The sequence below is a fragment of the Sorangium sp. So ce185 genome (assembly GCF_051526825.1).
Lineage (GTDB): Bacteria > Myxococcota_A > Polyangia > Polyangiales > Polyangiaceae > Sorangium > Sorangium cellulosum_D.
This window is the reverse complement of the sequence record NZ_CP150316.1, coordinates 3,271,810-3,284,655: the sequence shown is the minus strand read 5'-3', so window position 1 is coordinate 3,284,655 and position 12,846 is coordinate 3,271,810. Positions and strand designations below refer to the sequence as shown.

8 protein-coding genes are annotated in these 12,846 nt (G+C 73.5%); 6 read left to right on the top strand and 2 right to left on the bottom strand.

Annotated elements, in window-relative coordinates:
• Nucleotides 1-8 precede the first annotated feature (8 nt).
• The 6 genes from WMF26_RS12190 (at nucleotide 9) to WMF26_RS12165 (ending at nucleotide 11,382) form a co-directional block, all read left to right on the top strand.
• Entirely contained in the window at nucleotides 9-3,653 is a 3,645-nt protein-coding gene (locus tag WMF26_RS12190; RefSeq protein WP_438000456.1) for a hypothetical protein, read from the top strand.
• Nucleotides 3,650-4,195: a hypothetical protein gene (locus WMF26_RS12185; RefSeq protein WP_438000455.1), complete on the top strand. Its 546-nt coding sequence runs from the start codon at nucleotides 3,650-3,652 to the stop codon at nucleotides 4,193-4,195. The genes WMF26_RS12190 and WMF26_RS12185 overlap by 4 nt, the downstream gene beginning before the upstream one ends.
• Nucleotides 4,196-4,283: 88 nt before the next feature.
• The gene (gcvT, locus tag WMF26_RS12180; RefSeq protein WP_438000454.1) at nucleotides 4,284-5,405 is read left to right on the top strand and encodes a glycine cleavage system aminomethyltransferase GcvT; all 1,122 of its coding nucleotides are present in this window, start codon (nucleotides 4,284-4,286) and stop codon (nucleotides 5,403-5,405) included.
• Nucleotides 5,406-5,480: 75 nt separating this feature from the next.
• Entirely contained in the window at nucleotides 5,481-5,882 is a 402-nt protein-coding gene (gcvH, locus tag WMF26_RS12175; protein ID WP_438000453.1) for a glycine cleavage system protein GcvH, read from the top strand.
• A gap of 41 nt (nucleotides 5,883-5,923) precedes the next feature.
• Entirely contained in the window at nucleotides 5,924-7,288 is a 1,365-nt protein-coding gene (gene gcvPA / locus WMF26_RS12170; RefSeq protein WP_438000452.1) for an aminomethyl-transferring glycine dehydrogenase subunit GcvPA, read from the top strand.
• Between the two features lie 152 nt (nucleotides 7,289-7,440).
• Nucleotides 7,441-11,382, top strand: coding sequence for a serine/threonine-protein kinase (locus WMF26_RS12165; protein ID WP_438000451.1), 3,942 nt, complete (start codon nucleotides 7,441-7,443; stop codon nucleotides 11,380-11,382).
• A 36-nt stretch (nucleotides 11,383-11,418) separates the two neighbouring features.
• On the opposite strand, the gene WMF26_RS12160 is transcribed toward WMF26_RS12165, so the two are convergent.
• Nucleotides 11,419-11,985, bottom strand: a complete 567-nt coding sequence (locus WMF26_RS12160; RefSeq protein WP_438000450.1) for a hypothetical protein — start codon at nucleotides 11,983-11,985, stop codon at nucleotides 11,419-11,421.
• Between the two features lie 37 nt (nucleotides 11,986-12,022).
• A complete protein-coding gene (locus WMF26_RS12155; protein WP_438000449.1) occupies nucleotides 12,023-12,781 on the bottom strand; it encodes an esterase/lipase family protein in 759 nt (252 codons plus the stop codon).
• Between the last annotated feature and the right edge of the window lie 65 nt (nucleotides 12,782-12,846).

The following is a 12,846-nucleotide window of genomic DNA, read 5'->3' as shown; positions in this document are numbered from 1 at the left end:
AGCGCACGATGCGAAACCTGACGAAGGTCCTTGTCACGATGGGCTCCGCGGCCGCGGTCGGCCTCGTCGCCGCCCGCGCGCGCGCGCAGGCCATGGATGTCGAGCCGCCGCTGCCGAACGTCCTCCTGCTGGTCGACACGTCGGGCTCGATGGAGAAGACGGTGGCGGGCGGGGAGCCGGACTGCAACCCGCTCACGCCCCCGGCCTCCGAGGCCCAGAAGAGCCGCTGGACGAAGCTCGTCGAGTCGCTCACCGGCCCGATCCCGGACTTCTCCTGCTACGCGCAGCCCCGCACGCAGTCCGAGTTCATCGACGAGTTCACCATCGACGGGGAGCCGCCGTACGACGCGAACTACTACCTCGCGTTCCATCGCCTGCTCTCCAACGGCTGCACGCCGACCCCCGGGCCGACCCACAACGACGTGGTCGGGCACAGGTACGACGATGCGGCCATCCCTTGCACGTTCCCCTACGACGCTCCCAACGGCCTGCTCGACGTCTACCAGGACCGGATCCGGTTCTCGCTGATGACGTTCGACACGCTCCCCGACGCGCGCACCGGGCTCGTCGGCGGCGTGCGCAACGCCCAGAGCGGCATGCGCGGGATGTGGAGCTACTTCCTCGAGTTCCAGAGCGGCGCGGGCTACCCGGCGCGGGGCAACCCGCCCGACTGCGCCGTCGAGGAGGTGGAGGTCGGCGCCAAGAACCCGGCGGCGCCGCTCTGGGAGGGGCCGCTCATCCCCTTCCCGACCTACGACGCGGCCATCGACGCCGTGCGCGAAAAGAACCTGAGAATCCAGAAGGCGCTCCTCGCGACGCGGCCGTACGGCGCCACGCCGCTCGCCGGGATGCTGTCCGACGCGCGCGACTACATCCTCAACGAGGCCTCCCTCTGGGAGGGCCAGCCGCTCGGGCCGCGCGACGATCCGTACATCAGCGGCGGCTGCCGCAAGACCTCGATCGTGCTCGTCTCCGACGGCGAGCCGAACCTCGATCTGCGCCCGACGTGCGCGCAGGGCCCAGGGCCCGGCCCCGAAGGCACGGGCTGCCCGTACGAGGAGCCGCACGTCATCGCGCACTCGCTCAACACCCACGTGAACCCGAACCGGCGCGTGCGGACCTATGCCGTCGGGTTCGGACTCACCACGCAGGCGCGGCAGGAGCTCAGCGATCCGACCTTCGACTGCGCGAGGATCTCCAGCACCGATTTCCTGCCCGCCGGGCGCTGCGACAACGCCACCGGCGCGGTCAGGGCGTGCTGCACGCTCTCGCGCATCGCCATCGAGGGCGGGACCGACCGCGGCTACTTCCCCGACGACGCCAACGAGCTGTCCGCGGTCATGTCGCAGATCTTCGCGCGCATCTCCGCGAACTCGACGAGCCGCACCCTCCCCGTCTTCGCGATGGCGACCTCGACCGTCAACACCGGCAGCGAGGCCGCGGGGGTCGCCTACCAGTTCGGCTCGTCGTTCAGCCCGCCGGCGGACGGCTCGCTCTGGAGCGGCAACCTCGAGCGCAAGCGCTACGTCTGCGAGTCCGTGAACGGCGTGATAACGACGCAGCTGGAGGACGTCGACCCCAGCAAGGGCGACGACTTCGCGGCCAACGTGAGCTCCAACGATCTGGCGCGGCCGCGGAGGTTCCTCACCGTGATCGGCGATCTCGACGTCGCCCAGCAGCGCATCTGGTCGCAGCGGACCATCCGCCCCGCGGCCGCCGCCGTGGACGACCTCAGCGACTACACGGGCACGGTGACCGGCAGCGGCGCGCCTGCGCCGGCGCAGGCGTTCGCGGACGCCCTCTCCAGCGCGCCGCGCGCGCTCGGCCTCGATCCGAGCCTGGGCACCGTCCCCTCGCAGTGCTCGGGCGGGCTGCAGGCGACCACCGCCGAGGTCTGCGCCGAGCGCATCATCGAGTGGGAGACCGGCGAGCCGATGCCCACGAACGTCCCGTCCCGCGACGGCAACGAGCTCGGCAGCATCTATCACTCCACGCCGGTCGTCGTGGGGCCGCCGCGCGACTACATCCCCGACGAGTCCTACCGGCTCTTCGCGGAGCAGCCCGCTCAGGCGAACCGGCCGCTCGTGCTCTACACCGCCACGACCGACGGGCAGCTCCACGCCTTCCAGGTGACGGCCGCGACCGCGACCGACACGCTCAAGGTGGACCGGGTCGAGAACAACGAGCTCTGGTCCTTCCTGCCGCCCTACGTCCTCCCCCGCCTCCTCGATACGTTCAACCAGCAATCGATCCTGCTCGACGGCGCGCCCGTCGTGAAGAACGTCGTCTTCGAGCGCACGTCGGCGCAGATCAGCGCGGCGAGCGCGCCGTGGAGCACGGTGCTGCTCGCCGGCGGCGGCGCGGGCGGCGGCTTCTACTACGCGCTCGACGTGACGAACCCCGCGGCGCCGCGCTTCCTCTGGCAGCTCTCCACCGACAAGGACGGCAACCCGCTGTTCGGCGCGTCGACCCCGACGCCGGCGATCGGCATGGTCGAGATGGAGGACCGCGGCGAGATCCGCGAGATCGCGGTCGCCATCCTGCCCGGCGGCTCCGCCCCGCTCGACACGAGCCAGAGCGCGTGCCCCCGGAAGGGCACGACGAACCCGCTCTTCCATCCGACGGGCAGCCTGTCGGTCCGCAGCTCGGTGCGGTGCTGGGGCGCCGCGGGCAGCGGCAACCCCGTCGGGCCGGCGCGCTCGCTCACGATCGTCCGGCTCGAGACCGGCGAGGTGCTCCGCACGTTCCGCGGCCTCCCCTCCGAGGCGCCGGCCGGGCTCTCGACGCGGACCAAGGAGGTCGACTTCGACTCGCCGATCACCGGCGTCCCCGTGCCGTTCCCGGCGGGCGTCGGCGAGGTCGCCGAGCGCATCTACGTCGGGGACGCCGACGGGACGCTCTGGCGCGTCAACCTGTCGAGCACGGACCCGGACGAGTGGAGCGTGTCCCTCGCCTGGGACGCGTACTCGTTCGCGACCGACAGCGCGGCGAGCAGCCAGCCGATCCAGACGACGCCGATCGTGAGCACCGACCCGCTCGGCAACACGGTCGTCCTGTTCTCCACCGGCGATCAGGAGTCGTTCACGCCGGGCGTCGACACGCGGGTCTGGTCGATCACCGAGCGGCCGCACGAGACGAGCGTGCGCATCTCCGAGAACTGGGTCGTGCCCCTCACGAACGGCAAGCGCGTGACCGGGCCCATCTCCCTCTTCAACGGCTGCGCGTACTTCGCGACGTTCACGCCCGTGGCGCCCGGGACCTTCGCGTGCGCGGACGGGTTCGGCTCGATCTGGGGCGTCGACTACCTGGTCGGCCAGGCGGCGACCCCGGCCGCGTACCCGAGGGGGGGCGGCTGCCTCGTCGAGGATCCGCTCCAGCCTCCCTTCGAGGATCAGGCGCCGGGCACGGTCGTCTTCGGCGTCGCCGTGACGCAGAAGCCGACGTGCACGGAGACGGCGGAGTACACCGACGCGTTCTTCGGCAAGCAGACGATCATCCGGCAGTCGACCCCGCCCGAGTACCAGCTCGTGTTCCACACCGGCGCCGCGGGCCAGGAGGACGCGCAGGGGGGCGAGACACGCACGACCACGAGGACGCTGCAGCCGCCGCGCAAGGTCGTTAAGATCGACTCGTGGGCGACCATCCTCGAATGAAGCGCGGCGGCCTGTCGCGCGCCGCAGCGGCGCTCGCCGCGGCCGTCATCGGCGCATCCGCCGCGCCCGCCTGCCGCGGCGACGCGCCGGCGCCAGCGCCGACGCCGCCGCCGGCGAGCGAGGCCTCCGCGCCGAGGCCGCCCGTCGACCAGGCGCTGCCGGGCGAGCTCGCCGAGGGCACCGAGCAGGCGTTCGGCCTCCCGATCCCGCGGCGCATGAAGGTGCGCGCGCGCTTCCCCGACGCGGTCTTCGCGGTCGGGGAAATCCCGGCCGAGCGGGTGGCCAATTACGTGCGCACGCGCGTGCTCGCCGGCAACGTCGAGACCGGGCCGGCGAAGACGATCTTCTCGCGCGCGACCGTGAAGAGCGCGCCGCAGCGGATGCTCCGCGTCGAGGTCGTCTCGCGCGCGCACGTCTCGGAGCTCGTCGTCCGCGACGAGACGCGGCCGCCCCCGGAGCGGGGGCTTTCCGTCGAGGAGCGCTGGCGTCGCAGCGGGCTCACGCCGGACGGCAAGGTGCTCGATCCCACGCGCCTCGAGTGAGCGCGCGCCGCCGGCGGCCTCGACGTGGCGCGTCGTGGAGGCCGCCACGCCAGTCGACATCCCCGACCTTTCGAAGTAGATCGCGCCCGTGTCGACCAAGCCGCTCCCCACCGCTCCGCTCCGAAGGACCCCGCTCTACGACGAGCACATCAAGCTCGGCGGCCGCATGGTCCCGTTCGCCGGCTGGGAAATGCCGGTCCAGTACAAAGGCGTGACCGAGGAGCACCGGGCGGTGCGCACCGCCGCCGGGCTCTTCGACGTCTCGCACATGGGCGAGATGATCCTGAGCGGCGAGCACGCCGGACGGGTGGTCGACCACCTCGTCACGAACGACGTCAAGAAGCTGGAGGACGGACACGCGCTCTACACGTGCGCGTGCAACGAGGGCGGCACGATCCTCGACGATCTCATCGTTTACCGGATCGACGCGCGGCAGTGGCTCATCGTCTGCAACGCGTCGAACCGCGACAAGATCGCGGCCCACTTCCGGAGCGCGGCGCAGGGCCACTGCAGCTTCGAGGACGCCTCGGACCGCACCGCGATGATGGCGCTCCAGGGGCCGAAGGCGCTCGACATCGTCGCGCTCGCGGGCGGCGACGGCCCGGCGCTGCGCGAGCTGCCGTCGTTCCACTTCCGCGACGCGACGCTCGCCAACGTCCGCTGCACCGTGGCCCGCACCGGCTACACCGGCGAGGACGGCATCGAGATCTTCTGCTCCCCGTCCGACGCGCAGCGGCTCTGGCGCGCGCTGGTCGAGCTCGGCGGCCCGCTCGGCCTCGAGGCGACGGGCCTCGGCGCGCGCGACACGCTCCGCCTGGAGGCGCGCCTGTCGCTCTACGGCAACGACATCGACGACACCACGAACCCGATCGAGGCGGGCCTCGGCTGGGTGGTGAAGCTCGACAAGGGCGATTTCGTCGGGCGCGCCGCGCTCCAGCGCGTCAAGGACGAGGGGCCCGCGCGCAAGCTGATCGGCTTCGAGATGGTGGGGCGCGGCATCGCGCGCCACGGCTACCCGCTGCTCGATACCGACGGCGCGAAGGTCGGCGTGTGCACGAGCGGCAGCCCCGGGCCGACCGTCGGCAAGAACATCGGGCTCGGCTACCTGCCGGCGTCGATGGCCAAGGTGGGGACCGCGTTCCAGGTCGACTGCCGCGGGCGCACGGTCGAGGCCGTCGTGGTCAAGACCCCGTTCTACAAGCGGGCCTGACGCGCGGCGCGCGCGGCCCGCCCGAGCGGCCGCGAGACGAGCAGAGATCCAGGTTGGCAAAGGGAGAAGAAGTCCATGGCGAGCGATGATGTCCGAACGGACCGGCGGTACACGAAGGACCACGAGTGGGCCAAGCAGGAGAACGACCACGTCGTCGTCGGGATCACCGCCTTCGCGGTCGATCAGCTCGGCGACATCACGCTGGTCAACCTCGACGTGAGGCCGGGCGACACGATCACGGCGGGCAAGGCGTTCGGCACCATCGAGAGCGTGAAGACGCTGAGCGACCTGTTCGCGCCGCTCAGCGGCAAGGTCGTGCGCGTGAACGGCGACCTCGAGAGCCGCCCCGAGCTCGTCAACGACGACTGCTACGGCAAGGCGTGGATGATCGAGGTCGCGCCCTCGGACCAGGGCGAGCTCGCCGCGCTCATGGACCCCGCCGCCTACGCCGAGCTCTTGAAGACCGCGGCGCACTGAGCGCCGCGCCCCCCGCATCACCCTGCCCGCTGCACAACACCATGCGTTACCTGCCCCACACGCCCGAGGAAATCAGCGAGATGCTGCAGGCCGTCGGCCTGTCGTCGCTCGAGGAGCTCTACAGCGCGATCCCGAAGGAGGCGCGCCTCACGCGCCCGCTCTCGATGGATCCGCCCCTCGACGAGGCCTCGCTCATGCGGCACCTCGAGGAGCTCGCGCAGAAGAACCGCGCCGGGCGCATGCTCTCGTTCCTGGGCGCCGGCGCCTACGAGCACCACTTCCCGCCGGCCGCCGATCAGCTGCTGCTCCGCAGCGAGTTCTACACGGCCTACACGCCGTACCAGCCCGAGGTCTCCCAGGGCACGCTCCAGGTCATCTTCGAGTTCCAGACGATCGTGAGCGAGATCCTCGGGCTGCCGGTCGCCAACGCGTCGATGTACGACGGCGCGAGCGCGCTCGCCGAGGCCGTGCTGATGGCCCGCAGGCTCACCGGGCGCGAGCGCACGGTGCTGTCCGAGGGCGTGCACCCCGACTACGTGGGCACGGTCGAGACGTACGTGCACGGCATCGGCAGCGGCAAGGCGTCGCTCGCCCGCGTCGACGTCGGCCGCGACGGCACGGCGGACGTCGAGGCGCTGACGCGGGCGATCGACGAGACGACCGCGTGCGTGGTGGTCGGCTACCCGAACTTCTTCGGCGTCGTGGGCGACATCCGGAGGGTGGCCGAGGCGTGCCACCAGAAGGGCGCGCTGCTGATCACGGTCACGCTCGATCCGTACGCGCTCGCGCTGCTCGAGTCGCCGGGCGCGCTCGGCGCCGACATCGCGGTGGCGGAGGGCCAGCCGCTCGGGCTGCCGCCGCAGTACGGCGGGCCGAACGTCGGGCTGTTCGCGTGCAGGAACGACCGCAAGTACCTCCAGCAGGTGCCGGGCAGGCTGGTCGGCGAGACGGTCGACAAGCACGGGACCCGGGGGTACGTGCTGACGCTCGCCACGCGCGAGCAGCACATCCGGAGGGAGCGGGCGACGAGCAACATCTGCACGAACAGCGGCCTGTGCGCGACGGCGGTCACGATGCGGATGTGCATGCTCGGCAAGCGCGGCTTCGTCGAGGCGGCGCGGCAGTGCCTCGCGAAGGCGGAGCACCTCAAGCGGGAGATCGCGCGGCTCGACGGGTACGCGCTGCCGCTCTCGGCGCCGACGTTCCACGAGTTCGTCGTGAAGGTCCGCGGCGGCGACGCGGGGAAGCTCACGCGGGCGCTGGCCGAGCAGGGCATCATCCCGGGGCTCGATCTCGGCCGCATCGACGCCCGCCGGCGCGACGAGCTCCTCGTCGCGGTGACCGAGCGGCACAGCCGCGCGGACCTCGATCGGCTCGTGGAGGCGCTCGCGGGCTTCCCGGGCTGACGCCCCGGGCGGGGGCGAAGGGCGCGCGGGGGCGAAAGGTACGGGGCCGCGGCGGGTTGGCCCCCCCGGCGACCTCGTCGCCGCCTGGAGGCCGCGCCGGTCGAGCGCTCCCCGGTGCAAACACGCCTCGAACCGGGCGATACTTTGCCGCCATGCGCGGGGGAGAGGTGATCGCCGGGCGATTCGAGCTTGAGAAGCTCGGCGGCGCCGGCGGAATGGGCGAGGTTTACCAGGCGCGCGATCGAGCGTCCGGCGGGACCGTCGCCGTCAAGGTGCTCTACCAGCTCGACCCGCGGAACGCCGAGCGCCTGATGCGCGAGGCCGCGCTGCTCGCCGAGCTCGATCACCCGGGCATCTGTCGCTATGTGGCGCACGGGTGGACGGCGGAGGGCGCGCCCTACCTCGCCATGGAGTGGCTCGAGGGAGAGGACCTCGGCGCGAGGCTCTCGCGCCGCGATCTCAGCGTGGACGAGGCGATCACGCTCGTGACGCGCGCCGCCGAGGCGCTCGCGGTCGTGCACGCGCGCAGGATCGTCCATCGCGATCTCAAGCCCTCCAACCTGTTCCTCGTGGATCGCGACGTCGCGCGGGTGAAGCTGCTCGACTTCGGGATCGCCCGGTTCTCCGAGGTGACGCGGATGACCCAGTCGGGGATGATCGTGGGGACCCCCGCCTACATCGCTCCCGAGCAGGCCCGGAGCAGGACGGCGATCGACGCGCGCGCCGACGTGTTCGCGCTCGGCTGCGTGCTGTTCGAGTGCCTCACCGGCGTGCAGGCGTTCCGGGGCGACAGCTTCATGGCGACGCTGCTGAAGATCGTGCTGGAGGACGTCCCGCGGGCGAGCGAGCTGCGCGCGGAGGTGCCGCCGTACCTCGACGCGCTCTGCGCCCGGATGCTCGCCAAGAACCCGGCGGAGCGCCCGCGCGACGGCGCGGCGGTGGCCGCGGCGCTCGAGGCGGTCGGCCTGGGCGCGACGCTCTCCATGGCGGCGGCGCCGGCGAGCTTGGCGCCCTCGTCGCCGCTGTCGCTGACCCACAGGGAACGGCGGGTGCAGTGCGTGCTGCTGATGGCCCCCGAGCCGGGCGCGGCCAGCGGCCCGGGGACACCGGCCGCGGAGACCGAGATCGCCTCGGCCCCGGACGAGGTGACCCGCGAGGTCGCCGGGCTCGGGTGTCAGCTCGACCTCCTTTTGGACAGCTCGATCCTTGTCACGTTCACGGGGACGGGCCTGGCCACGGATCAGGCGGTGCGCGCGGCCCGCTGCGCGCTCTCGCTGCGCAAGCACGCCGGCGACCGGCCGATCGCCCTCGCGACGGGCACCGCCGAGCTCGCGGGGAGGCTGCCCGCCAGCAACCTCATGGACCGGGTGGCGCGGACGCTGGCGCAGCCCGCGCCCGCCGCCGCGCACGCCGCCGGGCAGGCGCGGCCGATCGCGATCGACGAGGTGACCGCGGGGCTGCTCGACGCCCGCTTCGATGTGGTCGAGACCGAGGCGGGCCTGTGGCTCCACGGCGAGCAGGCGCTCGCGAAGGGCGCGCGGACGCTGCTCGGCAGGCCGACCGCGTGCGTCGGGCGCGACTGGGTGATCGCGGCGCTCGAGGCGCTCCGCGCCCAGTGCATCGAGGAGTCGAGGGCGCGCGCGGTGCTCGTGACCGGGCCGGCGGGCATGGGCAAGTCGCGCATCGCCTACGAGCTGCTGCTCCGCGCCCGCCAGCGCGAGCCCTCGTTCGCGTTGTGGGTCGGCCGAGGAGACCCGCTGCGCACGGGCGCGGCGCTCGGCCTGCTCGGCCAGGCGCTGCGGCAGGCGTGCGGCGGCATCCAGGACGGGGAGCCGATCGAGGCGCGCCGGGACAAGCTCCGCGCCCACGTCGGCAGGTACTTCGACGGGGCCGACGCGCAGCGCGTGTCGGAGTTCCTCGGAGAGCTCCTGAGCACGCCGTTCCCCGACGAGGAGAGCCTCCAGCTGCGCGCCGCGCGCGGCGACGTCCGGCTCCTCGGCGACCAGATGCAGCGGGCCTGGGTGGATTTCCTCGCGGCGTCGTGCGACGAGCGCCCCTTGCTCCTCGTGCTCGAGGACCTGCACTGGAGCGACACGCCGACGGTCCAGTACATCGACGAGGCGCTGCGCCGCGTCCGCGACAAGCCGTGGATGCTGCTCGCGCTGGCGCGCCCGGACGTGCACGAGCTGTTCCCCCGGCTGTGGGCCGAGCGGGGGCTCCAGGAGATCCGCCTCGAGCCGCTGACCTCCAAGGCGAGCGCGCGGCTCGTGCGGCAGGTGCTCGGCGATCGGGTGAGCGACACGACGCTGCAGCGCATCGTGGCGCAGGCCGAAGGCAACGCGTTCTACCTGGAGGAGCTGATCCGCGCGACCGCCGAAGGCGACGTGCGCGACGCCCCGGAGACGGTGCTGGCGATGGTGCGGTCCAGGCTCGAAGGGCTGGACGACGTGGCGCGCCGGCTGCTGCGCGCGGGGAGCGTGTTCGGGGACGTCTTCTGGCGAGGCGCGCTCGACGCGCTGCTGGGCGGCGCGGGCGGGGCGGAGATCGATGGTCACCTCGCCCGCCTGGAGCGGCTGGAGTGGATCGTCACCCGGTCGGCGTCGAGGTTCCAGGGCGAGCGGGAGATCGCGTTCCGGCACGCGCTCGTGCGCGAGGCGGCCTACGGGATGCTGACCGAGGAGGATCGCGCGCTCGGGCACCGGCTGGCGGGGGCGTGGCTCGAGCGCGCCGCCGAGCCGTCGGCGGCGGTCATCGCCGAGCACCTCGATCGCGGCGGCGATCGCGCGCGCGCCGCGGAGCTCTACCAGAGAGCGGCGGCGCAGGCGTTCGCCGCGAACGACTTCGGCGCGGTGGTCCGGTGGGCCGAGCGAGCGCTCTCGCTCGGGGCGAGCGGCGAGGCCCAGGGGGAGCTGCTCTTGCTGCGGGCCGAGGCGCGGAGGTGGCGCGGGGATCTCGCCGAGTTCGGTCGCTGCGCGCAGGTCGCGCTGCGGGTGCTGCCGAAGGGCACCGGGGCCTGGTACGCCGCGCTGTCCGAGGCCGGGCGCGCGGCGAGGCACCTCGGGCAGCCCGAGGATCTCCTCCAGCTCGACGCGGCGCTCGCCGACGCGTGGCCCGAGGGGCAGCCGTCCGCTCCGGCGGTGACGGCGGCGGCGTCGATCGCGCTGGACCTCTTGCTCGCGGGCCTCCACGACCGGGCCGAGGCGCTCCATCGGCGCATCGAGGCGGTCGCCGAGCGCTTCCGCGACGACCCGAGCGTGAGCGGGCCGATCTACCGGCAGCGCGGGATGCGCGAGCTCTTCGCCGGGCACCTCGACGAGAGCTGCGCGATGGCCGCGCAGGCCCTCCGTTGCTACGAGCAGGTCGGCGATCTGCGGCGGGCGTGCATCGAGCGCTGCAACCTCGGGTTCCGGGAGTCGCTGCTCGGCGCCTATGCGGAGGCGCTGGCGCGGCTGCGCGCCGCGGTCGCGGAGGCCGAGCGGATGGGGCTCGATTACGTGCTCGGCTTCACGCTGCACGATCTGGGTCGTGTCCTCTGGCGCACCGGCGCCCTCGAGGAGGCGCGCGTGGTGCAGGCGCGGGCCGCGGCGCTGTGCGCGGCGCAGGGCAGCCGGCGCGGGGAGGGCTGGTCTCGGACGTACCTCGCGGGGATCCTGCGAGACGCGGGCCGGCTCGACGAGGCGGAGGTCGAGGCCCGCCGCGCGGCGGCGCTGCTGGAGACGGCGCAGCAGGCCCAGGTCGCGGCCCGGGCGACGCTGGCGTCCGTGCTGCTCGCGCGCGGCAGGTCGGCCGAGGCGCTCGCGGAGAGCCGCGAGGCCGTGGCGCAGCTGGCCGCGGTGCAGAGCGTCGAGGAGGGGGAAGCGATGACCCGCCTCGTGTACGCGGAGGCGCTCTTCGCGGCGGGGGATCGCGCTGGGGCGCGCGCGGCGATCGCCGAGGCGCGCGAGCGGCTGCTCGAGGTGGCGATGCGGATCGCGGACTCTGGGATGCGCGAGAGGTTCCTCCGCGACGTCGAGGAGAATGCCCGGACGCTGGAGCTCGCGCGGGCGTGGGTCGACGGCGGTGCGGATCGGGACCCAGCCGGCGAAGGAGGGTAGATCCGAGCGCTTCGGGCCTCTCCGCCGGCGATCGGGTCAGCGCGAGGCGACGTCCCGACCGCGCTGCTGCGCGGGGAACGGGTTCGGCCACACCGGCAGGAGCGCCTGTCGATACACGGTGAGCCGCAGCAGATCGATGCCCGCGATGGCGCCGAACGACACGGCGTCGTCGGTCCCGTAGCTCCCCTGGAGCGACAGGCTGATCCCGAGCGGCGCTCCGAGCGTGAGCGCGCCGGCCACGCCGGTGGAGCCCGCCCCCCAGAAGCGCTGGTAGCCGCCCACGTCGAGGGCGAGGCCGAGCTGGCCGGCCTGGAAGCCGCGCGTCGCGACCCGGGCGAGCAACGCGAGATCGATCCCGCTGTCGAGGAGCGGGGTCGCGCGCACGAGGCCGCCCACGATGACCGGCGCGTCCGGCGTGGTCCCGACGCCGACGTCGAGCGAGAGCGCGCCGTCGAGGACGAGATCGCTGTCCCCCTGCTTCCAGCCGACCGCGCCGGCGCCGACGAAGGTCCACGCGGAGGCGTCCGCGCGCGAGGGCGAGGACCAGGCGAGCGGGGCGAGCAGAGCCCCGAGGGCGAGGAGACAGGCGATCGGCGAGCGCACGCGAGCGAGCTACCACGAAGCGCCGAGCGGCGATAGGTCAGGGCGCGCCGCCCCGCCGCTCGACGATCCGCCGCGCCACGAGCGCGGCCACCTCGGGGTCGAAGAGGAGCGTGTTGTGCCCGCGCGCCTCCATCACGCGCACCTCGAAGCCCGGCAGCGCGTGCGCGATGGGCGAGCGGACCAGCGTGTCGGCCCCCGCGACGATCGACAGGTGCGGGACGCTCGACCGCGACGTCCCGAGGAGGACACGCCGGAGGAGCGGGCTCGAGGCGTCGAGATCGCGGGCGCCCCCGAAGCCGAGCAGCGCGGCGCGCGGGATGCCGCCGAACGGGCTCGCCATCGAGATGGTCTGCACGACCCGCGGGTCGCCGACCTCCTGCGCGAAGAAGCGGCACACGATGCCGCCCATGCTGTGGCCGACGAGGTGCAAGCGCGCCCCGCCCGGCAGCGCCGCGACGAGGGTCGCGAGGCGCGCCGACAGCTCCTCGACGCCGGGCCCCGGGGCGTACGACATCGTCGCGGTGTGCACAGCCCCCGCCGGAGGCTCGGCCGGGACCGGCCGGCCTCTCGCCCGCGACGCGGACGCGTGGCGCTCGATCGCCGTCCGGAGCGGCCGGAGGACGCCGGCCGACGCGAAGAGGCCGTGCAGGATGATCACCACGTCGTCGCCGTCGCGCGTCCCGGCAGGGATCACCGGCGCGAGGGTGTCGTACGGCAGGAGGACCGCCTGCCGCGCGAACGAGGCCACCTCCCTGCCAGCGGTCGCCGCGAAGGCCGACGCTCGGAACCACCTCACCACGTGGTGGCTCTTACCACGGATCCGTCGCGCGACGGCCTCGCGCCCTCCCGACGCGCTGCGTC

Coding starts and splice junctions, on each gene's coding strand:
- WMF26_RS12190 (WP_438000456.1), top strand. CDS start 9: ATGCGAAACCTGACGAAGGTCCTTGTCACGATGGGCTCCGCGGCCGCG.
- WMF26_RS12185 (WP_438000455.1), top strand. CDS start 3,650: ATGAAGCGCGGCGGCCTGTCGCGCGCCGCAGCGGCGCTCGCCGCGGCC.
- gcvH (WP_438000453.1), top strand. CDS start 5,481: ATGGCGAGCGATGATGTCCGAACGGACCGGCGGTACACGAAGGACCAC.
- gcvPA (WP_438000452.1), top strand. CDS start 5,924: ATGCGTTACCTGCCCCACACGCCCGAGGAAATCAGCGAGATGCTGCAG.
- WMF26_RS12165 (WP_438000451.1), top strand. CDS start 7,441: ATGCGCGGGGGAGAGGTGATCGCCGGGCGATTCGAGCTTGAGAAGCTC.